At 35.0% G+C, this 26,245-nt stretch carries 28 protein-coding genes; 11 read left to right on the forward strand and 17 right to left on the reverse strand.

Annotated elements, in window-relative coordinates; all coding sequences use genetic code 11:
- Positions 1-132 precede the first annotated feature (132 nt).
- Positions 133-912 carry an SDR family NAD(P)-dependent oxidoreductase gene (locus CY0110_RS22690; RefSeq protein WP_198139239.1) on the forward strand — a complete coding sequence of 260 codons (780 nt, stop codon included), beginning with the start codon at positions 133-135 and terminating at the stop codon, positions 910-912.
- A gap of 422 nt (positions 913-1,334) precedes the next feature.
- Complete coding sequence (locus CY0110_RS22695) at positions 1,335-3,251, forward strand: putative bifunctional diguanylate cyclase/phosphodiesterase (protein WP_008277918.1); 1,917 nt, start codon at positions 1,335-1,337, stop codon at positions 3,249-3,251.
- A 19-nt stretch (positions 3,252-3,270) separates the two neighbouring features.
- Here CY0110_RS22695 and CY0110_RS22700 read toward each other — a convergent pair whose 3' ends face one another.
- The 4 genes from CY0110_RS22700 to CY0110_RS31125 all read right to left on the reverse strand — a co-directional run bounded on the left by CY0110_RS22700 (position 3,271) and on the right by CY0110_RS31125 (position 5,017).
- Complete coding sequence (locus CY0110_RS22700) at positions 3,271-3,738, reverse strand: tetratricopeptide repeat protein (protein WP_008277919.1); 468 nt, start codon at positions 3,736-3,738, stop codon at positions 3,271-3,273.
- Positions 3,739-3,792: 54 nt separating this feature from the next.
- A complete protein-coding gene (gene psb35 / locus CY0110_RS22705) occupies positions 3,793-3,990 on the reverse strand; it encodes a photosystem II assembly protein Psb35 (protein ID WP_008277920.1) in 198 nt (65 codons plus the stop codon).
- Between the two features lie 367 nt (positions 3,991-4,357).
- Positions 4,358-4,528 (reverse strand): GUN4 domain-containing protein, encoded by a 171-nt coding sequence (locus CY0110_RS31120; protein WP_332306412.1) that lies wholly within the window; start codon positions 4,526-4,528, stop codon positions 4,358-4,360.
- Between the two features lie 324 nt (positions 4,529-4,852).
- The gene (locus tag CY0110_RS31125) at positions 4,853-5,017 is read right to left on the reverse strand and encodes a protein kinase domain-containing protein (protein WP_008277922.1); all 165 of its coding nucleotides are present in this window, start codon (positions 5,015-5,017) and stop codon (positions 4,853-4,855) included.
- A gap of 145 nt (positions 5,018-5,162) precedes the next feature.
- Between CY0110_RS31125 and CY0110_RS22715 the strand changes: the two genes are divergently transcribed.
- Positions 5,163-5,795: a DUF998 domain-containing protein gene (locus CY0110_RS22715; protein ID WP_008277923.1), complete on the forward strand. Its 633-nt coding sequence runs from the start codon at positions 5,163-5,165 to the stop codon at positions 5,793-5,795.
- 1 nt (position 5,796) lies between these two features.
- Here the strand turns inward: CY0110_RS22715 and CY0110_RS22720 are convergent, their stop codons facing one another.
- The 3 genes from CY0110_RS22720 to CY0110_RS22730 form a co-directional block, all read right to left on the reverse strand.
- Entirely contained in the window at positions 5,797-6,528 is a 732-nt protein-coding gene (locus CY0110_RS22720; RefSeq protein WP_008277924.1) for a TVP38/TMEM64 family protein, read from the reverse strand.
- Between the two features lie 15 nt (positions 6,529-6,543).
- The gene (gene arsS, locus CY0110_RS22725) at positions 6,544-7,539 is read right to left on the reverse strand and encodes an arsenosugar biosynthesis radical SAM (seleno)protein ArsS (protein WP_008277925.1); all 996 of its coding nucleotides are present in this window, start codon (positions 7,537-7,539) and stop codon (positions 6,544-6,546) included.
- A 92-nt stretch (positions 7,540-7,631) separates the two neighbouring features.
- Positions 7,632-8,822 carry a methyltransferase domain-containing protein gene (locus CY0110_RS22730; RefSeq protein ID WP_008277926.1) on the reverse strand — a complete coding sequence of 397 codons (1,191 nt, stop codon included), beginning with the start codon at positions 8,820-8,822 and terminating at the stop codon, positions 7,632-7,634.
- Positions 8,823-8,977: 155 nt separating this feature from the next.
- Between CY0110_RS22730 and CY0110_RS22735 the strand changes: the two genes are divergently transcribed.
- Both CY0110_RS22735 and CY0110_RS22740 read left to right on the forward strand, forming a co-directional pair.
- Entirely contained in the window at positions 8,978-9,562 is a 585-nt protein-coding gene (locus tag CY0110_RS22735) for a GUN4 domain-containing protein (protein ID WP_008277927.1), read from the forward strand.
- The gene (locus CY0110_RS22740; RefSeq protein ID WP_008277928.1) at positions 9,559-10,215 is read left to right on the forward strand and encodes a hypothetical protein; all 657 of its coding nucleotides are present in this window, start codon (positions 9,559-9,561) and stop codon (positions 10,213-10,215) included. The genes CY0110_RS22735 and CY0110_RS22740 overlap by 4 nt, the downstream gene beginning before the upstream one ends.
- 11 nt (positions 10,216-10,226) lie before the next feature.
- Here the strand turns inward: CY0110_RS22740 and CY0110_RS30525 are convergent, their stop codons facing one another.
- Complete coding sequence (locus CY0110_RS30525; RefSeq protein ID WP_008277929.1) at positions 10,227-10,382, reverse strand: hypothetical protein; 156 nt, start codon at positions 10,380-10,382, stop codon at positions 10,227-10,229.
- 104 nt (positions 10,383-10,486) lie between these two features.
- On the opposite strand from CY0110_RS30525, the gene CY0110_RS22745 reads away from it, so the two are divergent.
- Entirely contained in the window at positions 10,487-11,020 is a 534-nt protein-coding gene (locus CY0110_RS22745; protein ID WP_008277930.1) for a pentapeptide repeat-containing protein, read from the forward strand.
- Positions 11,021-11,486: 466 nt separating this feature from the next.
- On the opposite strand, the gene CY0110_RS22755 is transcribed toward CY0110_RS22745, so the two are convergent.
- From CY0110_RS22755 to CY0110_RS22780, 6 genes are all read right to left on the reverse strand, one after another.
- Positions 11,487-12,674, reverse strand: a complete 1,188-nt coding sequence (locus CY0110_RS22755; RefSeq protein WP_008277932.1) for a baeRF7 domain-containing protein — start codon at positions 12,672-12,674, stop codon at positions 11,487-11,489.
- A gap of 175 nt (positions 12,675-12,849) precedes the next feature.
- Positions 12,850-13,731: a TIGR02587 family membrane protein gene (locus tag CY0110_RS22760; protein WP_050780042.1), complete on the reverse strand. Its 882-nt coding sequence runs from the start codon at positions 13,729-13,731 to the stop codon at positions 12,850-12,852.
- Positions 13,728-15,275: an FAD-dependent oxidoreductase gene (locus CY0110_RS22765; protein WP_008277934.1), complete on the reverse strand. Its 1,548-nt coding sequence runs from the start codon at positions 15,273-15,275 to the stop codon at positions 13,728-13,730. Before CY0110_RS22765 ends, CY0110_RS22760 begins: the two co-directional genes overlap by 4 nt.
- 304 nt (positions 15,276-15,579) lie before the next feature.
- Positions 15,580-16,419 carry a DUF1206 domain-containing protein gene (locus CY0110_RS22770; protein WP_008277935.1) on the reverse strand — a complete coding sequence of 280 codons (840 nt, stop codon included), beginning with the start codon at positions 16,417-16,419 and terminating at the stop codon, positions 15,580-15,582.
- Positions 16,420-16,499: 80 nt separating this feature from the next.
- Complete coding sequence (locus CY0110_RS22775; protein WP_008277936.1) at positions 16,500-16,910, reverse strand: TIGR02588 family protein; 411 nt, start codon at positions 16,908-16,910, stop codon at positions 16,500-16,502.
- 521 nt (positions 16,911-17,431) lie between these two features.
- The gene (locus CY0110_RS22780) at positions 17,432-18,523 is read right to left on the reverse strand and encodes a metallophosphoesterase family protein (protein WP_008277938.1); all 1,092 of its coding nucleotides are present in this window, start codon (positions 18,521-18,523) and stop codon (positions 17,432-17,434) included.
- Between the two features lie 62 nt (positions 18,524-18,585).
- Between CY0110_RS22780 and trmB the strand changes: the two genes are divergently transcribed.
- Positions 18,586-19,221, forward strand: a complete 636-nt coding sequence (gene trmB, locus CY0110_RS22785) for a tRNA (guanosine(46)-N7)-methyltransferase TrmB (RefSeq protein ID WP_008277939.1) — start codon at positions 18,586-18,588, stop codon at positions 19,219-19,221.
- A gap of 177 nt (positions 19,222-19,398) precedes the next feature.
- Here the strand turns inward: trmB and CY0110_RS22790 are convergent, their stop codons facing one another.
- The gene (locus tag CY0110_RS22790; protein ID WP_008277940.1) at positions 19,399-19,737 is read right to left on the reverse strand and encodes a hypothetical protein; all 339 of its coding nucleotides are present in this window, start codon (positions 19,735-19,737) and stop codon (positions 19,399-19,401) included.
- 331 nt (positions 19,738-20,068) lie between these two features.
- Here CY0110_RS22790 and CY0110_RS22795 point away from each other — a divergent pair, with 331 nt between their 5' ends.
- The 3 genes from CY0110_RS22795 to CY0110_RS31575 all read left to right on the forward strand — a co-directional run bounded on the left by CY0110_RS22795 (position 20,069) and on the right by CY0110_RS31575 (position 23,251).
- Positions 20,069-20,626, forward strand: a complete 558-nt coding sequence (locus CY0110_RS22795) for a DUF411 domain-containing protein (protein WP_008277941.1) — start codon at positions 20,069-20,071, stop codon at positions 20,624-20,626.
- Between the two features lie 67 nt (positions 20,627-20,693).
- Complete coding sequence (locus CY0110_RS22800; RefSeq protein ID WP_008277942.1) at positions 20,694-22,184, forward strand: multicopper oxidase family protein; 1,491 nt, start codon at positions 20,694-20,696, stop codon at positions 22,182-22,184.
- A 293-nt stretch (positions 22,185-22,477) separates the two neighbouring features.
- The gene (locus CY0110_RS31575) at positions 22,478-23,251 is read left to right on the forward strand and encodes a hypothetical protein (RefSeq protein WP_008277943.1); all 774 of its coding nucleotides are present in this window, start codon (positions 22,478-22,480) and stop codon (positions 23,249-23,251) included.
- Between the two features lie 13 nt (positions 23,252-23,264).
- Here the strand turns inward: CY0110_RS31575 and CY0110_RS22810 are convergent, their stop codons facing one another.
- Both CY0110_RS22810 and CY0110_RS22815 read right to left on the reverse strand, forming a co-directional pair.
- A complete protein-coding gene (locus CY0110_RS22810; protein ID WP_008277944.1) occupies positions 23,265-24,107 on the reverse strand; it encodes a M48 family metallopeptidase in 843 nt (280 codons plus the stop codon).
- 232 nt (positions 24,108-24,339) lie between these two features.
- On the reverse strand, positions 24,340-24,681 hold the full coding sequence (locus tag CY0110_RS22815; RefSeq protein ID WP_008277945.1) for a hypothetical protein: 342 nt from the start codon (positions 24,679-24,681) through the stop codon (positions 24,340-24,342).
- Positions 24,682-24,996: 315 nt separating this feature from the next.
- Between CY0110_RS22815 and CY0110_RS22820 the strand changes: the two genes are divergently transcribed.
- The coding region (locus CY0110_RS22820; protein ID WP_008277946.1) for a mechanosensitive ion channel family protein at positions 24,997-26,245 on the forward strand (1,249 nt) is incomplete at its 3' end.

Here is a 26,245-nt window from a genome sequence, read left to right on the forward strand (position 1 = left end):
AGCTTACTGACGGTTAGAGAAACAATGAGTTGCAAAGGTTGTTGCCTCAGTCTCACTGTTGAATTTTTTCCCTTGGGCTGCGTTACAATTTGTAACAAGCGTAACTCCTTTTAAATTTTAATCATAATGGTAATGAAAACAGCTTTGATTACCGGCGCATCTTCAGGAATTGGACAAGCATTTGCTGAAGAATTAGCCACTCGTCAAACTAATCTCATTTTAATTGCCCGTTCCCAGGATAAACTATATAGATTAGCTAAACAGTTACAGGGAAGAGCATCCATCAATGTTGAGGTGATGGTACAGGATTTAACTGAACCCCAGGCAGGGCAAAAGGTATATGATTGGGTTCGCAATAAAAATTTGTCAGTGGATTTATTGATTAATAACGCTGGTTTTGGAGATTATGGTCTATTTTCGGAACGAGACTTATCTCGACAGTTAGATATGATTCAACTCAATGTGAAAGTTGTGGTTGAATTAACCCATCTATTTTTATCTCAGATGCAGCAACGAGGAGAAGGCAGTATCATCAATGTATCTTCTATTGCTGGATTTCAACCTTTACCTTATATGTCTATTTACGCAGCAACAAAGGCTTTTGTTCTTAGTTTTACAGAAGCATTATGGGCAGAGAATAAAGATAAAGGCATCAAATGTCTAGCGTTATGCCCCGGACCCACGGAGTCTGACTTTTTTGAAGTAGCACGATTTCCTGATAGTTTTCAGAATAAAAATAATGGTAATTTAATATCAGCCACTACTGTGGTAAAAGAGGCTCTAAAAGCCTTAGAAGATAATCAATCGAACGTGGTAACAGGGGGGATTTTTAATAGTATTATGGTGAATAGCACTCGCTTTTTACCAAGAGAATTTTTGTTAAAGGCTGTGGAGAAACAATTTAAAGAATAATTATATTAGTTTGGCTATCATAAACGCTTGTTTTGAGTTTATGATAGTCTTATAAGTTTTTATCCATAAGGTTATTTTAAAAAACTATTTATTAGTATAATAAAATAATCTCCCGATTAAAAACTAAAATTTACAATGTTCTAACCACTACGATAATATATTAGCACTATGGGTTTATTTCATTATATAAAAATTAGTCCTTTAGGCTATGTTTATAGTTTATACAATTTGTTGATTTGTCATTCTCTAAGAAAATTAACTTTTAATCATACTTTAGTGTATTATCTTTAAACATAATTGATGATAGTTTTGTAATCAATTTGGGAATACTGATATTAATAAAATTGATTCATCACAAGAATAAAATCTTTTTGTTCATTAATGGTGAATCGTATCAACGCTGTGTTTTTTGAGGTTCTAGTATGGATTATCGCTATAGTATTTTTAATGCAGCGATCGCCTTTGCTTATTTTTTGATACCTATTTTACTTTTACCTATTTTAAAGAATGCTCAATGTACCATTTGGGTTAACTTACTATTAGCCATTGCTTTTGTTTTTAGTTGTGGAATTGGACATTTTTTATCAGCCTTTCACTATCATTTTCCCTATTGGCATCTCGTCACAGCAATTATATCCTGGCTTGCAGTCATTGCCTTATGTAAAAGTCAACCTCAATTACGTTATCTATCACAAACATTTCAGTTATTAGATGCCACTTGGAATAAATCTATGACAGGAAATCTTTTATTTAAAAGGGTAGATGATGATTTAAAATTGCTGAAGATCAATAAGATTGGACAAAAGATATTTAATAATCAACTAGAAATCGGAGATAGTTTAGTAGAAAAATTCCCAATTTTTTTGGACGTTATTTATCCCCAAAAAACTCCATTAATTCAATTATATTTACAAGCATTTGAAAGCGGAGAATCTCAGCAAATTGAAATTCATTATGAAACCCAGTTAACAGGGCATTTTATTAATATATTTGTTCCTCTTTCTCAAGAATTACTCTATATTACTTTTCTTGATATTAGTCCCCTTAATCGTGATGTTTTAACAGGATTATATAACCGTCGATTCTTTAATTTAGAAACTCGACAATGGCAAGGTTGTTTATATATTGATTTGGATCGATTTAAACGCATTAATGACCAGAGAGGCCATGAATTAGGGGATAAAATATTGATTGCCGTTGCAGAGACATTACAAACCTATGCCAAACGTTATGAAGGCATTGCCATTCGAGAAGGAGGGGATGAATTTATATTGCTATTTCCAATCATTGATGTTTATCCTATTGCTGTATCGATTCTTCAAGACATCCAAACCTTAGAAATTGAAGGTGCTAAAGTGAGTGCATCTATCGGTATTGCTACTAATAATCTTCCTGAATGTGAACAAGATAAATCCATATACAAATTGCGACAAATTTCAGAAACTGCCACCAGAGAAGCAAAATGCGATCGCCGTTCTGAATTACCCGAAAATCGTATCCGTCTTTGGACTCGTGAGTTAGCCAGTCAATACGCTCGTCAAATGCTGATAGAGTCTTATTTACGACAACCAGGAATAGAAAACGAACGGTGGTTAGTGTATCAACCGATTGTTTCTTTGAAAACCGGGGAAATCGTTGGAGCAGAGGCTTTGATTCGTTGGAGTTCCCCGGAACTAGGTATGATTTCTCCAGGAGAATTTATCCCTATTGCTGAAGTTCTAGGGTTAACCTACCCTATTAGTGACTGGGTTTTGTGTGAAGGTCTACAACAACTAGGAAAGTGGCATTCGATTAACCCGAATTTTTGGTTATCTTTTAATCTCAGTGCAGCAGAATTAGAAGATAAAACCTTTATTCAAAAACTTTATGGACGGATTGTTGAGGCGAATATTGCTCCCCATTTAGTGGGATTAGAAATTACAGAACGAGTCATTTATCAAAACTTAGATTTGTATCTTCAAAGTTTAGATTGGTTAAAGAAGATGTCTGTTCGCTTGAAGGTGGATGATTTTGGGACAGGACAAGCAGGTTTGATACAATTATTACAATTTAATTTTGATGAAATTAAAGTTGATCGTTCTTTCATGCCAGGAAATAAAGCAGATACAGAAAAGTTAGCTATCTGTAAAGCCATTGCGACTATTGCTCAAGAAATGAAATTTAACTTAGTTGCAGAGGGTATCGAAACCCCTCAACAGCAAGAAATTGTTTCTACTTTAGGGTATGGTTATGGTCAAGGCTATTATTTTGCTAAACCCATGATGGCTGACAGCCTGACGAAACAATTAGAGGAAAATGGTAAAAGGATTATAGATTACAGAAGAGACACTATAGATTAACTCACGACTCTTCACTAACTCAAAGTAAGGCTGTACATTCTAAAATTAATTTTTGATTGATTAAAGCATGGGGTTGAACTTCCAATGCTTTCCGAAAAGCTGCGATCGCTTCTCGATATTTTCCCAAGGCTAATAAACACAACCCTAAACCATGCAAAGCCCCAAAATGATAGGGAATGATTTGAATTACTTGTTCACAATCTTTTCTCGCTTGTTGATACTTTTCTTGAGAAAAATAAACGACAGCACGCCGATTCCAAGCTTCAGCGAAATCAGGATAATTTTGTATTGTTTCTGTGAGTAATTCTTCGGCTTTTTCAAAATTTCCTGCTTCTAGAAAAAATTGCGATCGTCTTAATAAGTCTCGTCCAATTTCTCCTTTCTGTCCAAACCATAGTTGCCATAATTCATTTGTAGCCCGTTGCCGGGCTACTTCATCCGTTTTCTTTAAGTCTTGTAATAACTGGTCAATTTTTGAAGACTTCACAATAATAATTTAGGGATGATTTAATCTATTTTGAGATCCTTTGGTTGGTTCTACTTATAGCGCAGTGTCCTGTGGGTCATCTGATTTGACATCAGGAACGTAGTCAGGCTTTTCTTTGTTTTCCCAGCCAGCAGGACGTTTTGAATTATACCAAGCAATAGACCCGATGGTTACAGCAGCGATGAAACCGACAACATAGACGATAACAAAAGAGATAGGGAATTCTCCGGCGGTTGCTAATAATAAGTTCATATTTTTCAATTTATTTTACTCGTTGTTTTCTATATTACCAAACATTGTCCTCTGAATTCAAAAATCTAGCACTATCAAAAAAGTTAGCCTATTTGTTTCGGATTGAAACCTTTATCTAATTCCTCATTTCTATTCCCTAATGAATAGCACTATAGAAAGACTAATTAGTTATTTTTCCTGAATTTGACAACTATTTAATCGATTAATTAATATTGTCAACCATCCTGTAAACCCCCATAATTGCATCCCTAGCATGGGTAAATGACCTTGAAGAAATCACAGATTAAAATTAAGGTCTTGGTAAGATAGCCAATTATTATTTTTTTTCTAACCTACTTCATACCCAAAATCACGCCAAATTTTCACATTATATTTTTATTGACCTCCTAAACTTTGATAAAGCTTTATTCTGTACTGAAAAACTAAAGCGTCCATTACTAGCTTCATGCCAAAGTTGATCAATCATTTTTAAGTTATGACAGGGTGATTTTTTAACATGATGTTGATCTATCCATCCTTTTTTTCTCGATTGATTAATTTTAGGATAATTTTGGCTGTTTCTTGATCGGCTTCTTTTAACTTTCCTACGGTTAAAAATTCCTGTAAGTTTTTATAATTCATCCCTGAGTCTGAAATTGAAGGAAGTCTAGAAAAATTTTGAGCCGTTTTTGTTTCTTATTTTGATTGATTAATGGTTTTTATTTTACTAGCAGTTAAATAAGAATTATAAGAATTAGATTTTGCATTAAGCTTTTAATTCATATTGTTCTAAAGTAGCAAAAGATTCTGTGCGAGAATTGGTATGAGTTTGAATTTTATCTTGTACAAATTCTTTTGCTAAACCAAAGTCAATTAAGATAGCTTACATATCTTTTTTGCGAAGCATAATATTACCCGATTTAACGTCTCGATGAATAAATCCTTGTTCATGAATATAAGTTAAAGCTGAGCCAATTTGTTGAATATAATTTAAAGCTTCTTGAATAAATCGTTGATTAAAAAACCTACTATTAGGAAACTTTTCCATTAAAATCTCCCTTTAGACTGATTAGATTATCCGATACCTTACTTAAACTAAAATATGGCAAATACTAAGGATACAAAATGTTGGTCAAGACTTATCGGACACTAGACTGATAATATTTCTTGGCTGATATCAATATAGATTTAAGATGGATAAACAAAATTTCCATTCAAGTTCTGATCGTTCGAGTCGAATATTTTTTCAGATATGTGGAATTGTTGGAATTGCTAGTAATTTGATTGTGGTACTGACTGATTTTATCGGAATTATTGTGGTTGATAGCTATAATCCCATTAAACAAACTATTAGTAATTTAGCCATTGGTGACTATGCTTGGATTCAAGATATTGGACTGAATCTTTATGGAATTGGTTTAATAGTTTGTGCGATCGCTCTGTGGCGTTGGAACTTAGGGGACTGGCGTTGGCAACTTGGTGCAACGCTGTTATTCTTTTTGGGTATCGACATTCTTATTATTTCAGAACATGATCAATACGCTAAGCTTCCGAATAGTTCTGGATTTTCAGTCCATTTATATGCAGTGTATGTACTGGGTTTGATCTTTCCGTTAATTTGTTTTCTACTGTCGTTTGGGTTTCGTAAAATTAGTCGTAGGTGGCAGTATTTTAGTTTGGCAATTGCTGTTGTTTGGCTTATCTTTGCTCCTCCATTTTTTCAGATTTCCACTGCTTTTAATGGTTTATATGAACGCTTTGTTGCACTAATTTTACTGTGCTGGACAACTGCAATAAGTTGGCTGATTTTTCATCGTGAAAATTAAATTAAGTTTTTTCAATTTGTTGATTTAAAGCATTTTGAGACACTTTAGTAACATAGACACTTACGAATACGGTGGCAATTAATCCGACACAATATAAAGCCCATTCTAAAGAGCTTCTTTCCCTTCCTTCTGTACCTAAAGTGGCAATATTACCAACGAGAGAACCAATATAAACATACATAATTGTACCTGGTAACATCCCAATCCAAGAAGCCGTTATATAATCTTTTAAGGAGACTTGGGTAATACCAAAAGCGTAGTTTAAAATAACAAAAGGAAGTACAGGGGATAAGCGAGTTAATCCAACAATTTTCCATCCTTCTTCTGCTACTGCTTCATCAACCACTTGAAATTTTGGGTATTTTTCTATTTGTTTAGATACCCATCCTCTGGCAAAATAACGTCCAGTTAAAAAGGCGATAATTGCTCCTAAAATCGAAGCAATAGACACTAAAACTGAACCTTTAACTACACCAAAAATAGCCCCGGCACCCAAAGTTAAAATAGAAGCAGGAATTAAAAAAACGGCTGATAATATATAGACTAAAGTAAAGATTAGATAACCAATGGTTCCTAAATCTTGTATCCATTGTAATAAATTTTGGAGCGTTTCAGTAATACTAAAAGCATCTAAAAATCCTAGCTGTTTTATAATAATTATGGTCGCAGCCGTTAACACAGTAATTCCCCCTAGTTTTAAGAATATTTGTTTTGATTGGGTTGTTTTAAGCATAGTTTTTTACCTTAATTAAATTAATGATCCCCCACAACTTGAACCACTGCCAGCAGTACATCCATAACAATAATCTGCGGTTTTGATGTCATTAATAACATCTAAATTACCAATTTTTAATAAAGTTTCTACAGTTAAAGGTTTCCCATCGGGTAAAGTAGCTGCAATGTTTTCCATTTGATTAAAATCACAGTCATAAATGTTTCCTAAATAATCAATGGATAATTGATTACGACACATAACATGAGCCAGGGTTTGAGGATTATAATGAGACTCTAAAAATTGTAAATAAGCATCATACAATTTTTTATTTTTTAGATATGTTTTAATTCTGCCAATGGGTAAATTAGTAATAGTAAAAAGTTGATTGAATTTAATCTCAAAGTTTTCTTTCAGAAAAGTTTTGTAATCTTTTTCTAAGTTAATTTGATTAGGGGTTAAAGAAAAGTTCTCATTGCTAGGAATAGGAGGATTATAAACTAAATCTAGGATTAAATCAGGCTCATTTCCATAACCCAATTGATTGAGTTTCTGAATGGCACGAATAGAAGCATTATAGACTCCTTTTCCTCTTTGCTTATCTACATTGTCCTCTAAATAACAAGGTAAAGAAGCAATTATTCTTAACTGATGTTTAGCAAAGTATTCGGGTAACACGTCAAAACCAGACTCAAAAAATATAGTCAAATTAGAGCGTACAATCACTTCTTTTTTAGCTTTTTTAGCTGCTTCAACTATGAGTTTAAACCCGTAGTTCATTTCTGGTGCGCCTCCCGTTAAATCAATGGTTTCAATTTGTGGAAAGCGGTTAATTAATTCGATTAGTTGTTGACAGATTTCTGGGGACAATTCTTCTGTTCTTTTGGGACTTGCTTCTACATGACAATGGTTACAAGCAAGGTTACAACGTCTTCCTAAATTAATTTGTAATACAGTTATTTTTTGTTTACTTAAAGGTTGTTTAATTTTTTGATCAAATGGTGTTAGTTTATTAGTATTTAAAGCAATCATTTTTTCTCCATATCAATAAGTTGTTAACAGCGATCTCGAAGAGATCCGCAAAGCGGTGCGCTAATTAATCACTGTTAACTGATCACTGAGAATTAACAACATTCTCCAGGGGTACAACAGTCTATATCTTCTTTAAGTTCTGTTAAATGATAATCACTGCCTTTGGTTTCTTTGGGATGACGAATTGCTTTATTTTTACAACTAAATTCTGTTGCTTCTTCGATGGGTATTTCTTGATAAGGAGGAACCCCAATAATATCTTTTTGGTAAGGGCTTTCCGCACGGGTTAAAATGTGATAAGTCTTATCACAAACTGCCATTCTTTCTCCTCGACAAAAAATATGTCCATCATCGTCTTGAACTTGTTTCCAGGGACCTTTATAAATAATCGATTGTTTCCTTTCTAAACAAGGCCCTTCTTTCCCTTTATAAGCACGAATAGTCATAGAACGAAATTCGATTCCATCAATAACTTGCCAAGGTTTTTCCTCTCGTTTGAGTATTTCAACTCCATAAAATCCTACCTCTTCAAACATCTTTAAAAATTCATCTTCTCGGAATGCCCCTGCAATGCAACCACTCCATAAATCAGGATCATTTAAAATATTATCGGTAGGATCTTCGTCACAGACAATATCAGAAATAACTGCCCTTCCGCCACGTTTTAAAACTCGATATAGTTCTTTAAATAACTGTTGTTTATCGTTAGGTTTAACCAAGTTTAAAACGCAGTTGGAAATAACAACATCAATGCTATTATTTGTCACTAAAGGAGACTCTTTGCGTAAGCGATCGCATTCACTTTCAAACTGACTTAAGTCATCTACTGATTGAATAGGATGATCCCGTAACCAAGATTCTACTAAGTCTAAATTCAGGGTTAAGTCTTGTATCTTTCCCTTGACAAATTTAGTGTTTTTAGTTCCAATTTTGTTAGCAATTTCTTCTTGATATTTACGGGCGATGTTTAACATCTCATCATTAAAATCAACGCCAATTATGTGACCTGTTTTCCCAACTTTTTGGGCTAAAATATAACAATTTTTTCCCGTTCCCGATCCTAAATCTAAAACCGTTTCACCCTCAGCAACATAACGAGTCGGATCACCACAACCGTAATCTTTTTCGATAATTTCTTGGGGTAAAATTTCTAAATAGTTCCCCTCGTATTCAGTAGGACAACATAAACTAGGTTGTTGAACCTTTGCCCCTTCTTGATAACGATCCAGGACAGTTTTTTCAATATCATAACTAACAGAGTTTGAACTATGAGATGTTACCATTTTTAGCTGTACACTACCTTCAATTAATTATACAAAAAAGCCAATAGACTATTGCTTCAGGAATGTAATATCATTAAAACAGAAAGAAATGAAAATTTCCTGAGATTTGTCTGAACTTCCTTAAGATATCATTGATTGTTACTCATAACTGAATTATGACTGAATCTGTAACTCCAGAAAGTAATCCCGATCTATCTGTAATTTTAAGTGAAGTACAGCTATTGAAAGAAAAAGTATTATATTTAGAAGAAAAGTTAAAATTAGTTTCAGATATTCATAGATATAGTCAATTACAGGAATTTTTGAAAGCAGGAAAGTTCAAAGAAGCAGATCAAGAAACCAGTCGGGTGATTCTCGATGCAGTTAACCGTAGTCGGGAGGATCTTACCCCCAACGACATGAAACAACTTCCTTGTAATATTTTGCAGGTGATTGATAGACTATGGCGAGACTATAGTAGTGATCGCTTTGGGTTTAGTGTTCAGTTGCGTCTTTATCTCGAAGTAGGGGGGAGTTTAGACACCCTTCGCAGCCAAAATGTCAATATCCTAGAAAAATACGGCGATCGCGTGGGATGGCGTAAAAATGGACAATGGCAAGGCAATAACTATCATAATTGGGATTTTAGCCTATCTGCCCCACAAGGTGCGTTTCCTGCGATTTGGTGGAAGTCTCCTTATGGATTTAAAATGGCAACTTTTTGCTTTATGCGTTTAATTGAATGTGAGTTAGTGCAATGAAAAAGATTATCTTGTCTATCATTGTTTTGAATTGTTTCTATTATCCTCTCGGACAAATATTAGCCCAAGGAAGACTAGATCGCCCAACTTTTTTTAGGGATGGACAACAGTTAATGGATCAAGAAATCCAACGATTGCAACAACAATCCGAATCTAATAATATCGAACATCCTTCCCAATTATTAACCATTGAGACAGAAGAACTTCGTTGGCAAAAATTTGTTTTTCAAGATGGCAATTTTTCGGTTTGGATACCCCAAGGAATACAAAGTTCTGAAGCAGTTTCTATCGAGTTAGAAGATAGTAATTTATTGTTTGAAGTGTTAGCCAGTCATCCCCAAAATTATCGCTTTGTGGCTGCTTATTCTGATAGATTAACTTCCAATCAAATCGCCAATAAAGAACAATTACTTGATGAAGTTAAACAGGGAATTGTTAAAAAAACAAACTTTACTTTAATCACTGATAAAAATATTACCTTTGAGACTGATATCGGTAAAGAATTAACCATGAAAAATGAAGATGAATTAATTAGTTTTCGAGTTTATTTAATTAATGATAGAATTTATGTTTTAGCAGCAGCTAGTCCAACTCAAAGCGATGCTATTTCTGAAACAATTATTAGTTTTTTTGATTCTTTTCGTCTTTTATAAGCCCTTTTTTATTAAAAATTCTTTTTAGTTTTCCGCATTCCTTTCGTTAAATAAGCTAAGACAAAAACAGTTAATCCCATCATAGCAACATTAAAATATTGAGTAGTTAAAGTTACGGTTATAATTAAGAATAAACCTAATAACCAAGTTGGGAATTTTGAAGACATTTAGCCTCACCTCTGATCTAGATATTATTTATTTTAACAGAATTAAAACTGATGTTAATTAAAGGCAACAGATAACTATAGCAGAAACGAAACCCAACAATATTATGGATATTACTGCTGAAGAATTGCTTGAACTCTATGGTCTTGGAGAAAGAGATTTCTCTGGAGTCAATATTTCGGGAATTATATTGAGAGGTGTAGAATTGCCCAGAATAAGACTCCACAAAGCCAATTTGAGTGGGGCTGATTTGATTGGCTCCGACTTCAGTTATGCTGGGTTGAATGAGTCTGATCTCAGTTTTGCCAAGCTCAGAAGAATTAATCTTAGTTATGCTGCCATACTCTATGCTAACCTCGAAGGGGCTGACTTGAGTTATGCTCATTTGTTGGGAACTGATTTGTCTCATTCCAATTTGTGGAGAGCCAATTTTCAAATCGCTAGATTGAACAATGCTAGGTTGTGCGATACTGAAATTGGTCATGCCAACTTTGAAGACACGACTTTGATCGGAACTAACTTTGAAGGAGCCAAAATCAATAGTGTTATTCCTCGTGGAACCTTGATGATTTCTCCTGTTACCTACTGGGGTACTATTATGCCTGATGGGAGTGTTTTCAAAAGGCCCTATCAAGGATGATACTTCTGTAAGAGTTTCTTTTGCTAAAAGAGATGACTTTAAAGAAATATGCTCTCTAGCTTTTGCATTAATTATATCTCGTGTTTTGGCATTAAGATATGAAAAGAATTTCAAATTAGTAGCTTTCTCAAATTCTCTAACACCAACTGACTAATTTTCCCAATTTCTCCATTCCGTTTCATTCTGTATAGATTCTGTATAGATATAGTATGATCGCTAATCTCGTAGATTGGATTGAGGAATGAAACCCAACTTAGTAGCTTTCTCAAATTCTCTAACACCAACTGACTAATTTTCCCAATTTCTCCATTCCGTTTCATTCTGTATAGATTCTGTATAGATATAGTATGATCGCTAATCTCGTAGATTGGATTGAGGAATGAAACCCAACGATATTAGGAACTGTAAAGTGAGCATTGCCCACCCTACAAGGTTTCATACTTCTATTTATCCCAAAGAGATAACATTAATTAGTTACCTTAACTCCATAATTCACAACAGGATAACGAAAAATAGCTGCTGCTGAAGAGTTATTAGGTAAAGTATTTTTATCCATTAAGTAGACTTCTCCTCCTTGTTTAACCGTATGAAAAGCGGCCAACTCTAACAAGTCATTACTCTGAAGACTTCTTTCAGAATGAATATCTAACTCGTAATTATTAGGATCAAATTGACCCCATTTTTCTTCATTTTCTGCCAACATCAATGTATCAATTTGACCATTATAAGCAGCCGTTAGAATCTTTGATAAGTGATCGCTCGCTTCACCGATTCCTTGTTTTTCTTGATACTCTTCTATGCTTTCTTGTTGTTTATGGTTTAACGCTTTGTGTAAAATTGGTAATGCTTGTTCATGTAATTCTTGGGGTAATAACGTCTCTGGATTTCCAATAATTGCGTCTTTAACCAGATTCGGATAAGAACTGATATCTTGAAACATTGAGATAAGATAATCTACCCCTGCCAACATTAAAGGAGTATGCTTATCTACTGGTAATAAAGACATTAAACCACTATCAATGGCTTGAAAATAACGCTGAATTTCATCTTTATTATCCGTTGTTCCTACTCCATGACCATGATAAATGGGTTGAGAATTACCGCCACTAGAACCACTATGAAACTGTAGTTGTTTTTCTGGATCATCGTAACGTAATGCTTCAGCTAAACTGCTAGGCATATCGTCCAATTCCATCGATTTAATATCATGGCGATTACCTTTAAATAAGCGAACCTCATTTTGACTCAAAGCCAACAAATAAAACGGTTGATTAAGGTTAATAAAACGCATTAACGGTTTAATGTAAAAATGATCAGCAACTATCGCCATTTCTTCAAAAGAGGTAGGTAGACGATAAGTTTGCCAAAAATTAGAACTACAAAAAACGCCTAAACCTAAGTCTTGATGTTCCCAAAAATAGTTTTCTCTGTCATCGAGTAATTCATAAGCTGGTTGCAGTAAAGCGTCAATATCTTTCTCTCCTAAACCGCGATCGCTTAGATTATCTTGAACTTGCTGAATCAGATTTTTGAAGCGAATAAAGTTTTGTTGTGTTTCTGCTCCTTTTTTGTAAGTGGGTAAATAAATTGATATACATAAATCACTTTTATGATCTAATAAGGGTTGTAAATCGAGATTAAATAATGATTCCATAGTTAGGCTCTAAAAAATTCTACAATTCTACAGACGGTAAATTATTTTGGCTTTCTGCTCTCTTTCAGTCTTAAATACTTAAACAGTAATTAACATATTCAAAGACTTATCCATTCCACTTTCTATTGAAACTAACTTTCCCCACCTCATCCATCTTTCTTTAGAAAGAAATTTTTTAAATAGCAATACGCCCGGCTGCCCCACCAATAGCAGCAGGAAGACCTAAAATAATGGTATATTGTAACCACAAAAACCACGGCATATCAAAATTTAATTGTTGAAAAAACAAAAGCATTAATCCTGATGTGAATAAAGCAATTAAATAAGAAATAACTGTTTCCGTTTCAGGGGTTTGAAACAAACCTTGTTGTTTTCTGCGCTTAGCTTGATCAGTAAAACCGGCAGCAAAAACAATCATATAAGAAATTAACAAAGATGCCATCATTAGAATAATTAACCAAGGTGGAGAAGCTGTTACTGCCAAAACTCGAACTTCATCCGTGGGGGCAATACTAAAGGCCACGATCATCGCACCCATAAAACTGGCACTAATATCGGCTAAGGTTTCATTAACCTGAACTTGTTGTTTATTACCTCGTTTTTTTCCAGATGTATCCTCTTGGGAAACCGATTTTTTCGGCTCTCCATCCAATAAAACGCGAGACAAGGCTGTACCAATAGCAAAAGGAACTGTTTCAAAGATGATCTTACCTAATACCTCTTCTAAAGGAGTAGTCGGGGTTATCTTTTGCAAGAGTAAAAGGGTGAAACTGGCACAACAACAGCCGATAGCTAAAGCTTCACTGCTTTCTAAGATGGCATCAGTCCATCCTTTTCGTTTTTTGCGACGAAAGCCCTCTATAGAATTTAAACTGAAAATTACTAAATAAGTGATCAACAAAATCAATAGCATCAAAGACGAATCAACTCTAGAGCCAATCAACCATACCTCCATGGTATAAACCAGGGGAATGCCAAATAACAATCCCCCTGATGCTCCACGGATAATCTCATCTAGTTCTTTTTTCCAAGTCTGTTTGATAATTTTATCACCTATACAGAAACAACTTGACCTTCTTGATCTTCTGAGATTTGAAGATTAGATAAATCTTTCGTCGCAGGACCATGAAGCACTTGGCCGTTACAATCAAAACGCGCCCCATGACAAGGACAGTCCCAACTCTTTTCCGCATCATTCCAATTAACGACACAACCTAAATGAGAACAGACCGCAGAAACAGCATGGAACGTATTCTTTTCATCTCGATAGACAGCCACTTGCTCCCCGTCCACATCTACGACTTTACCATCTCCTGGATTAATCTCACTCAGAGAATCTTGTCGTCCTTTGAGGCGATCGCCGATCCAATGAATGGCCACGTCGGCATTTTGTTTAATGGAAGTCTTAGAAACAAATGGGGTAGCACGGGTTGAATCATATAAATTTAACCAAGGATTTTCTTTCTCTAAAATCATATCTGACAAGAGCATCCCTGATAAAGTCCCTTTGGTCATTCCCCATAAACTTAAGCCAGTTGCCACATAAATATGATGATGGAGGGGCGTTAATTTACCAATGTAAGGCAGTTTATCAAAGGAAACCATATCTTGAGACGACCAGCGATAATCGATGGAATTGACTCCAAATCGAGCGCGTGCGTACTCTTCAAGTGGAACAAAACGTTTGTTTGTTTCGGTGACTTCTCCGGTTTTGTGACCTTCACCTCCAACTAATAGTAGTAAGCGACCATTATAAGGGGTTGTACGAATGGAACGATACTTATCTCCTGTGCCGATAAACATTCCTTCGGGGGCGTTTTCTGGCTCAATGGGCGCACCAATTAAATAAGAGCGTTTTGGGTAAGCTTTGGCAAAAAAGAGTCCTTGATCGAGAATAGGAATATTCGTGGCAACGATAACGTCTTTTGCTGTAATTTTCCCTCGACGGGTTTCTACTCGACAAGCGGTTTTTTCTTCTTTGACATCTTCGACTCTGGTTTCTTCAAAGAGATAACTACCGTCTCCTGGAATACTTTTGGCTAAATGCAGTAAATATTTACGGACGTGAAATTGAGCTTGGTTTTCAAATTGAATGGCACCTGAAATGGGAAAAGGAAGAGACGTTGTTTTGACAAAAGAAGCCGGTAGCCCTAAAGACTGCGCTGCCTCAACTTCTGCTTCTATTTTTTCTAGTTGTTTGACAGACTCAGCAAAAGTGTAGGAATTTTGGCGACTAAAATCACAATCAATTTGCTCGGTTTGGACTAAGTTTGCAATATATTCGAGGGCTGCTTGATTAGAGTCAGCATAGAGTTTTGCCTTTTCTTGTCCTAATTCAGCGATTAAATCTTGATAAATAAGTTGATGCAATGAGGTAATTTTAGCGGTTGTGTGACCACTTACCCCAGTGGCTACTTTTTTAGATTCAATGACAGCAACGGTTTTACCCGCTTTTTTCAGCCGATGGGCTGCGGTTAAGCCGACGATTCCAGCCCCGACAATAGCAACATCCACGGAGATATTTTCAATAAATTCTGAATTATTTATTTGTGAAGTAGAATCGATCCAGTAAGAAATCGGTTTTGTAGATAGAGATGACATAAGTGGTGATTGTAGAACTAAATTTTATTGGTTGTTAACCTTATTTGAGCAAATAAATGCCTCTAATTTCATCTTCTTAGGGAGTGAATTAAAATCCTCATCAAAGAAACTATTGTCAAGTTTTTCTACCCCTTAAGAAACAGATTTAGTAGATCACAAAGTCCTAGTTAAGACAACAGTAAAGACCCGAAGATCGGAGCTAGGAAGAAAGTAAATAGTGCAAAACAAAAGTAATAATAAGAATGGTTCAAGGCAACAGGCAACAAGAATGATCTACTTAAATTATCTCTGTCATTAGCAATAATTATTTATACCTATGATTAGCTAACTCTCGCGGTAAACTATCAGGGACATTACTAGCCGGAATTTGTCGATATCTCGCTTGTACAAATAGATAAATAGCATAAGCAATTAATCCCAAAGCAACAATACCTAATAGAACTTTTCCATAAGGTTGTCGGGCTAAGGTTTGAAGGACACCATCAAGTCCCTTGGCTTCACTTGGGTCATATTGTCTAGATGCTTGCAAAAAGAAACCTCCAATAATCAGGAAAATTACTCCTCGCGCTGCAATACCAAATCGACTAATACGAATTATCCATTTTTGTTGATTGGCATCTAGGTCGATTAGATTGAGTTTACGACGAAATTTAACTTTGTAGGCACTATATAAGCGATATAAACCAACCCCTATGGTTATCACTCCAACAAGAGCTACTAACCATCTACCAAAAGGTTGAGCCATCAGTCTAGCTGTCCAATCTGAGGTAGAGTTACTATTTCCTTGGGAGCTACTTGAAGAGTTCGTGACTAAAAGAACCGCTTGAACTCCTAAAGCTCCATAAATTAAACCACTGAATAAATAACCAATTCGTTTGACGATATTTTTTGAGTCGGTTTTACGACTTTCTGGATCAAAGATAGCTTCAATCAAACGCCATAAACTATAGCCAAATAGGCCAATGGCGACTAATATTAACAAAAACTGGCCGAAGGGTTGAGTGACTATTGTGCGAAGAGCCCCCGAACTATCGGTTGTTTTTCCCCCTGAACTAATAGCAACTTGTATGGCTAAAATACCAATTGTCCCGTACACAACCCCTTTGGCTGCATAACCTGCTCTTGCTAGTTTTTCTACCCACATTTGAGCTTTCTCCTATCTGTAAAAAAATTTCAATTCTCCGAACTCCTAACACCGAACTCAGATTTTTTCTTGATTTTGTTCTAGGGAATTTTATAACCGGTTACCCGAATTTCTAATTCTCCCTTTTGAGGATCATGCGTAAAAATAAATACCCCATTGATAATTTCATCTCGTGACAAAAAATCAACTTCTTGTTCTGCTATTTGTTCGATAGTTTCGCCAAGGGTTAGCTTACCAATAATACGAACTGATTTGACAGCCTGTTCTCCTTTATTCGTCACAGTGAAAGGAACATAGTATTGCTGCTCAACTTGACGAATATCCTGCCCAAAACTAGCAGATAAAATAGGGGGTTTATTGGACTGTGTAAACCAACTATAGAAAACTAAACTGATGAGGATGGCTAACAAAGCGATCGCAATGCTAAAACTCAGTTTTTCAGGAAAAGAACGACGAGAAAAAGAAGAATCTGAATATCCTTTATTACTCATATTCGATTTTTATCTAACCCAGAATTAAAAGCCATGAAAGCAGATTTCGCTACGTCTCTGGTTTTTAATATACCAGTAGTCGTATTAATTTTGTCTGTCTTCATACTTCTTTCTTTTCAAGGTTCTAATCCATGAAAAATTATTTCAAAGTTAATCTATTATTGTGAAACTTAACCAAGGTTGACACATTCTATTTTCTTTGCTCTCAATTTATTTATCATCTGTCTAGAGAGGGAAAAACTCAGTAGATCATAAATGTCTTAGTTAAGAGTGCAAAGGAACTTCGGAGACGAGCGACCTTATTCCCTATTCCGAAGCAGTCCAAACCAGTAACTTTGTTAAGCTGTTGTGCATTTAAACCAGATATTCAAGTTTTTAGTACAAACGCTCAAACTTTTCTCCCACGCTCCCCTTTCCCTGCTCCCATGCAGTCTCAACTAGCACTTTAAATGATGAATAGCTTATCTAAGGATAAAACCTTTCTGTTAACTATTTATTAACTAAACAGAATAATTTTTATTTTATAAATTAAGAATAGCTTGATTATCAATTAAAGTTGGTGTTCCATCCGCTTTAATAGCACTAAATTCTTGAAAATAACGGCGAACATCAGGAGGAAATTCAGGAAAATCAAAAATTCCATCCCCTGCTGCAATATCTGACCAAAAATCTCGTAAAGATGGGGCTAATTTTTCTGCTTCTTCAATGGATATTTTCAACGGTGATCCTGTCAATAATTTCACCATAAAAGGAAACGAGCGATCGCCTAACCACTGACGAGACATTGTTTCTAAATTTTCCCACCCCGGCACACTTTTAACTCGATGAGAGGTTACATTAAGGGTTAATGAACCATGAGGCGGTCGTTTCACTTCAATGATACGATATGGATGAGGATAACTAACTAATGACCCTGTGGTAATTTCATAGATACCTTGATGATAAGCAATATCTTGAACATGAAGATGACCTGTAAAAATTAATTTGCAGTCCGCAGACATCAACAGGTTGAGTAATGACGAAGCATTCTTTAACATATACCGTTTTCCCAGTATATGATCATTTTGTCCTGGTAAATGCTCAATAACATTATGATGAATCATCACTAAAAGTAATTGATCTTTAACTTGAGGTAATAACTTCTCTAACCAAGTTAATTGTTGCTCATCTAAATAGCCTAACTGTCTTCCTTCTTCATCGAAGTGATTAGAATTTAGACCAATAATTCTAACCCCTGGTAAGATTTCTTGGGTATAATATAATTGTTGATTTTCATAACCAAAGTGATTATAATAACTCGGAAATTGATGCAAACCGATCTTATTTTCTGTTGGATCAATCAGGGGAACGTCATGATTACCCGGAACCACAAAAACAGGAAATGGTAGCGACCGTAAGCGTTTAACTAACCAGTTATGGTTATCGGTTTCTCCGTCTTGAGTTAAGTCTCCTGGTAACAAAAGAAAATCTAAGTTAACCTGTTCTAAGTGATTTAACACCTTTTCTAATGCAAGAATACTGACTTCTACTAGATGAAAACGGCTAGAATGATGTTGAATCGTGTGGGAAACCGCTATATGGGGATCACTGATAATAGCAAAGCGAAAATTCATCACAATAAAATTTTTAAGTAAAGCACATCTTTACCATTGAGCATAGATAGGAGAGATTAATTTTGGCAAGAGTCCGTGTCCGTCAACACGTTAACCCTTTAAGTGCAAAATACCGTAACCCTTTAATTATTCCTCAATGGGACGTTATTTACCCTTGTGCCGATCAACCCCTACATTTAGACGTTGGTTGTGCAAGGGGAAAATTTTTGTTTAATATGGCTTCATTGTATCCCGATACGAATTTTCTGGGGATAGAAATTAGAGAACCTTTAGTGATCGAAGCCAATGAACAACGCGATCGCTTACAATTATCAAACTTACATTTCCTCTTTGGCAATATTAATGTTTCTATCGAGTCCTTATTATCGTCATTTCCTCCGAATACGTTAAATTGTGTTAGTATTCAGTTTCCTGATCCTTGGTTTAAACGCAGCCATAAAAAAAGACGAGTGGTACAACCTGGTTTAGTCAAAGCGATCGCTCATTATTTAGTTGATAAGGGATCAGTTTTTTTACAATCTGATATTAAAGAAGTTGCCGAAGAAATGGGAGAGACTTTTTTAGGAAATACTTGTTTCAAAAAGCAACATCAAGAAACATGGTTAGCAGATAATCCTTTTCCTATTGCGACTCAAAGAGAAATTGCAACGTTTAATAAAAATGAATCGGTTTACCGGATGTTAATAATAAAAGCTTAGGCTATGGGATAGAAGGCGAATCTAGCTATAGCGACTAAAAAACCACCAACCGCCGTCACTAATATTCCGATCAATGTCCAAATTTGTGCCTTGGTCGATCCTTTTAATTCCGTGACTAATTTTTTGGTGTATTACGCTATGCTAATACACCAAAAAATTCACTTTACTATTCCCTAATTACAAATCAAGCAGAGGAAAGCGACGGGTAGGACGATCATAGTCTCCGAAATTATAATCTGTATCTTGATAAGCGTCATTAAGTTGTCTGACTCTCGTTTCATACAAATCTAAGTCAAAATTGCTAGACTCTAAAGGAGTAGAGGGTTTACGTTCAGGAAACTCACCACCGAGTCCCCAGTTCCAGTCATCGATGGTTCTCGGTTCAACTCCTGTTAAATCTTCACTAGACGTGGTTGCTAAACTATCAAAATCAGAGGAATTCAGCACCTGAGAAACCGCGTTAGGAGCGATAGAAATCAGGCTACAAGTAATCAAAATAGAGGGGATAACTTTCATGGTATTCGGCAAGAATAAGATCGTTGTCTCCCCATGCCACACTTTTGTATTTTAAGTAATAAAAATCCGAAGGAAAAGTATTTCTTATTAATAATTATAACTGTTGTACCAAGCTATCAAAAAAGCAAAAAATGTTATTTGATAATAATATAACTTTCTTTACAAGTTGTTGGATTTTGAAACTATTTGAACTTTCGTTGCTTCGACAGTGTGTAGTAAGTCATAAAAGAAAAGAAAGCGAGTTATCATCAAAGCTAAAGCTTTAACTACGAACTTACCTACTTACAAGCTAAAATAAAAAAAGATAGACATCTCAAGGAGAGATTTAAGAATGTTTAATGCTTCTTCTAAATGGTTATTACCAGTGATTGCAGGAGTCGCTGTTATAGGGGTTGCTGGTACAATGTACTTAAACCATTCAACCAATAATAATCAACCTATTCCTCAAGCTTCTAATCAAACGATTTTAGCCAGTAATTGGGATACTGTAAACGAATCTTATAATGGAAATATGTCAATGACTGTTTATAGAAGTCCCTCTTGTGGTTGTTGTGGAATTTGGGTCGACCACGCTAAAAAGCACGGCTTTAAAATTACTGATATTAAAACCGATGATATGGCTAGTATTAAACAAAAACATAATATCAGTTCTGATTTAGAATCTTGTCATACTGCCATTATTGATGGTTATGTTATGGAAGGTCATATTCCTGCTGATGATATTAAACGGTTTCTGAAAGAAAAACCCGATATGATTGGCTTATCTGTTCCAGGAATGCCTATCGGAACCCCAGGAATGGAAGCAGGAGATACAAAACAACCGTTTGCTGTTTTTGCCATTAATAAAGATGGCAGCACACAAGTCTATAAAGAATACGAGACTTATTAAAAATTGAAGTTGATAGAGACGTTATCAGAAGCGTCTCTATGATAGAAAAAAAAGCTAGGAGTTAATTATGAAACCTATCACTCGTCGTAAACTTTTTTTATTAGGAACGTCAACGACGATATTAGCATTAGGAACTCATCAAGTCATCAAAAAACTACAATCTTCTAATAATAATTTTTCAAACAAAAGTTATGCACTAAATTCACAAAATATCATTTCTAGTCAAAATGGACTACTCGAAACCACCTTAGAAGCCAGTTATCAAGAAGTTCCGTTAGGCAATCAAAACGCTTACTTGTTAACATATAATGGTCAAGTTCCTGGCCCTAGATTAGAAGCTAAACCAGGGGATAAAGTTCGTATTCATTTTGTTAATAATCTCTCTCAATCAACTAATTTACATTATCATGGGTTACATCTTCCTCCAACAGGAAAAGGAGATAATGTCTTTTTAGAAGTTAAACCAAAAGAAAAATTTACTTATGAATTTGACATACCTACTAAACAAACAGGGGGAATTAACTGGTATCATCCTCATTTACATGGGTTAGTGGCAGAACAATTATCGGGAGGGTTAGCTGGCTTATTTATTATTCGTGATCAGTTGGATGAAATTCCTGAAATTAAAGCAGCTAAAGAAGAATTTTTAGTGTTACAAGATTTTTTTTTAGACGAGAACGGGAATTTATTACCCTCAAATCAAATGCCATTAATGATGGGGAGAGAAGGAAATGTCATTACAGTTAATGGTGAAGTAAATCCTTCTTTTTCTATGCCAGAAAATGGCTTATTAAGATTAAGAATTGTCAATGCTTCAACCTCTCGCTTTTATAATTTGTCTTTAGAAGATCACCCTTTTTACTTAATAGCTAATGATGGAACAACCTTAGAACAACCCATAGAACTGTCAGAAATTTTATTAACCCCAGGAGAACGAATAGAAGTCCTAATTAAAGGTGATAAAAACCCCCAAAGTTATCAGTTAGTTAGTTTACCTTATAATCGGGGTTCTATGGGAATGATGGGAAGAGGAAGAATGGGAGGCGGAATGATGGGAAGAGGACGAGATAATATTGAGAATAATGGGCCTATTCCTTTAGCAACCATTAACTATGAAAATTCTGTAAGTCCCTTAAATTTACCTACCGAATTAATGCCGATTTCTCCTTTACCTAAACCCCAAACAACCAGACAATTTTCTTTAAATCATGGAATGTCTCCAGGGGTAGGAATGGCTTTTTTAATCAATGGAGAAGCCTATCAACCTAATACTGTACAAACTCAAGTTAAATTGAATACGGTAGAAGAATGGGAAGTCATTAATACTGGAGTTATGGATCATCCTTTTCATGTTCATACGAATAAGTTTCAAGTTATTAGTCGTAATGGTGTTCCTAACGCTTATCCAACTTGGAAAGACACAATTTTAGTGCGTCGAGGGGAAACAGTTCGTATTCGTATTCCTTTTGAAGACTTTACAGGAAAAACAGTCTATCATTGTCATATTTTAGATCACGAAGATTTAGGAATGATGGGAAGTTTATTAATTAATAGTTAATAGTTAATAATTATATTAATTATTAATTTGCCTATAGCACTAAGTATTAAAGTTAAGACATTTTTTATTCTTTGTTCTTTGTTCCTTGTTCCTTTCTACTAAAACCTGTATGTCTTAACTATTATTTTGTAGTTTTATATTGTATTCTCCCGTTTTTTAAGATACATAAGTCAAACTTTTGAATTTATTAATTTTCTGATTGTGAGGTAAGGGGTTATGATCGATGGGTGAAAACTGGTTAAATTAGTCTGGTCTAGTTTATAGTATCTGAGAGTGTTAGTCTATCAATTTTCATGGTGCTTTCTCGGAACAATCCAAAACAAACAGTAAAAGTGGCCCAATACGTCCCCAAACTCTCAGAAGTACAAAAACTAGAAATAGAGCAGAAAAAAAATGTTATGCTCTTGGTTGAAAATTTAATGGAGAGAGAAAAAACCACATTTAAGATGATTATTGATTGTCTTTATGATGTAGGTTCTCTCAATTTAATCAATAAAAAAGTTTCTCTGCAGTTTCTCAAGTCTTTGATACGATTTATTGCTAGACTAGCTAAAACTATTTTTAAATCAATTGCTTTTTATTGGGTTGTTAATAATACCCCTGAATTAATTACTAATTGGTTAATGGATAAAATTATGATTTCTCGTGAACCTAAAAGGAAACCATTAAAAACTGCAAAAAAGTCTAGTCAAATATCAAAAGCTAAAAAAGCACAGATCAAAAAGAAAAAAAAGATAGAAACAAAATCAGCAACTGTCGTTAAATATTTTCCTAGGCTGTCAGAAGCGCAAAAGCTAGAAATAGAGCAAAGAAAAAATGTTATCCTCTTAGTTGAAAATTTAATGGAACGAGAGGAAGCAACTTTTAAGATGATTATTGATTGTCTTTATGATGTGGGTTCTGTTAATTTAATCAATCAAAAAGTTGCAGTACGTCCTCTCAATAGAGTGATGAGATTAATTGCTAGATTATCTAAACCCAGTTTTCGGGCAGTAGCTTTTTATTGGGTAAAAAGAAATACCCCCGAATTAATTGCAGATTGGTTACTGAGTAAAGTTAGATTTTAAGCAATATAAAAGCTTATAATAAAGCCCGAAAATTTCGTTGATAGGCTTGCGTATCTAACCCATCTCCTTGATAGGCAAAATCTGGATTAACAGCTTGACTTAAGGCTGTAACTCGTTGGGAACTAGCCGGATGGGTACTCAGAAACGCAGGAGACGATCCACCTTGTTGGGTTAGTTTTTTCATGAAGGTAATCATACCAATGGGAGCATAACCTGCTTGTCGTAAATTTTGCAAGCCCACTTGATCAGCTTCTAGTTCAGCTTCTCGGCTATTGGGAAGATTAACCGCTAATTTTACCCCCAGATTAACAATATCATTTTCATTCAATCCAGCTGCCGACATTAACCCTTGAGAAATAGCTACGTTTCGCATTTGTTTGATAGAATGCCGTTCGGTAACATGGGCAATTTCATGACCAATAACACTGGCCAATTCGGCCTCGTTTTCAGCAGCAGCAATTAAGCCTGTATTGACATAGACAAATCCTCCCATTGTAGCAAAGGCATTGATAGAATCATCTTGAATCACTTGGAAGGTAAACGGTAAATTGGGACGACTACTATTTCGTGCCAAGCGTTGTCCAATGCTATCAATTCTTTCAATTAAAGCACGATTTCGAGATAAACGAAATTGTCCACTACTGATTAATTCTTGGTTAATTTGCTGTCCATATTTAACTTCTTGAGAGTCAGATAAAGTGGACAACTGGATGACTTGCACACCTTGAAATATCCAATTTAACCACGATTGACCATAACTTGGTTGTGGGGAAGAAACAATAATACTACCACTCATTAAAGTGGCCAGTAAACCGTAAACTAAAGAACGACGAAAGGGGCGTTTTAACTTCATCATAACCAAAAAATTCAACAATAGAAACTCTAATAGACGTTATCTTTTATTCCGAATGTGTTTCTATTATACCCATAATTTTTATTTTCCAAACCCCTAAGTTGTTACAGCTAATCAATTGTCTATTAGTTTCCCTTTGTTTCTACTTATTTCTACTTACTTCTACTTATTTATCTAATTAACTGAAGATGACGGAGTAAATTATTTTGTATTTTCTTTCCGCCATCTTTATGCTCTAAACGTCAAACAAAGATTCAAATTCCTTACGTAACGCCTCTATCTTTCCCACTCTAGCAACAATCACCGTGTCTGAATCGATAGGATTAAAATTATTTTGCCAATAACGGATTTTGTCTTCATTTTTCAACCAGAAATTAACGATACTGCCTACCACATCATCCCAGTTCCAATCGGGTTTCTTCGGAATATTCTCCACTGACTCAATAAAGCCATCGAGACTACATTCGTGGCTGCCTAAATAGGCTTTACCGCGATTTTGATTTTGTTCTAGTTGTTGTTGATAATTAAAAAAAGTTAAAACAGAAGTTGTGCCGATAATATCAAAACAATAGTTCATAAGCTGCTTTTTCTCATGTTTTGCTTTTTAAAGGTTTAAGATTCTCTCTCGTACTAGACTATCTAATAGTAGAGAGATTAAATTAGCACTTAATTCTTTAGAGTGCTAAAAAAGAACGGAGTAATTTATACGGTATAATAACCAATCTACATCAATAAAACTGTTAATAATAAACGTTTTATAATATTTTGTAATATTTCTTAAAAAATTAGTATAAACGTAAAAATAATAAGATCCTAAGTTTTCTTGGTTCAATTGCTTTGATTATTCATAATAGATATATTAGGGATTTATGTAAGCATCAATCAATTTATAATGCCAATCACATTAGTAGAACAAAACTGGTTTCGTTGGGCGATTCTATTAATTTTAGGATTTCCTTTGGTCATGATTTTATTAAATGAAGTTATTGTACGCCTGCGCCAAGAAGAAAAGCCTTTAGTAGCAACCATTATCATTTTCAGAAATTTGGTTTTTCCCCTGGTCGCTTTATTATTATTTTTAACAAGAGTTTTGGAAATTCCTGAAGAAACGACTATCATTCGTTCGGTTAAAACTTTAGTGTGGATCGGCATGATTCACGCCATACTTTCAGCTTTTAAAGTGGTTATTTTCGATCAAGCTGTTGCAGGAAGTTGGCAAGAAAGAGTCCCAGATTTGTTATTAGACTTAATTCGTTTTTTTTTAGTAGCTTGTATTACAGCCGTTATCCTTTCTACCGTTTGGAAAATTGATTTAGGCGCGCTTTTGACAGCTTTTGGTGTCGGTTCATTGGTGATTGGTTTAGCTTTACAAGATACCTTAAAAAATCTCTTTTCAGGTATTTTATTGTTATTTGAACGTCCCTTCGCTTTGGGAGACTGGTTACAAGTTGGTGATACCATTGGGAAGGTAATTAAAGTGAATTGGCGATCGGTTTATTTACAAACTCGCGATCGCGATAGTGTCGTCATTCCTAATTCAATTTTAGCCCAAGGAAATTTTACTAATTATAATCGCCCGACTCCTCTGCACGTCGAACGATTTCTATTTGGTTTTTCCTATGATGATCCTCCTAATAAAGTGATTCAGGTACTCACAGAAACCGCTTTATCAACTCCAGGCATTTTAAGAGATCCGTCTCCGTGGGTAAGAGTAGAAAATTATGCCGATTTTTCTATTACTTATCAAATTGGTTTATTTGTCGATAATTATGAAACTATGTTGAAGATTCGTAACGATTTTGTTATTCGTATTTGGTACGCAGCGAAACGATACCATTTAACCATTCCCTATCCCATTCAGACAGAATATCACATGGATCTGGCCACAATGCCTAAACCTAACCCGACTCAACAAGTCACCGACATGATGCGATCGCTTCCTAATTTTGGTAATATGGCTGCAGAACGGTTTATAGAAGAAAAAGACGCGAGTAATATTCGATATTATGCCCAAGGAGAATGGGTATTTCAAGAAGGAGAAAGAATTTTAGGCTTGTATTTAATTTTAAATGGTCATGCCGTCATTTTAGTTAGGGATAATAACGAACAAAACCAAGAAATTGCACGGTTAGGACAAGGAG

Source organism: Crocosphaera chwakensis CCY0110 (genome assembly GCF_000169335.1).
Taxonomy (GTDB): domain Bacteria; phylum Cyanobacteriota; class Cyanobacteriia; order Cyanobacteriales; family Microcystaceae; genus Crocosphaera; species Crocosphaera chwakensis.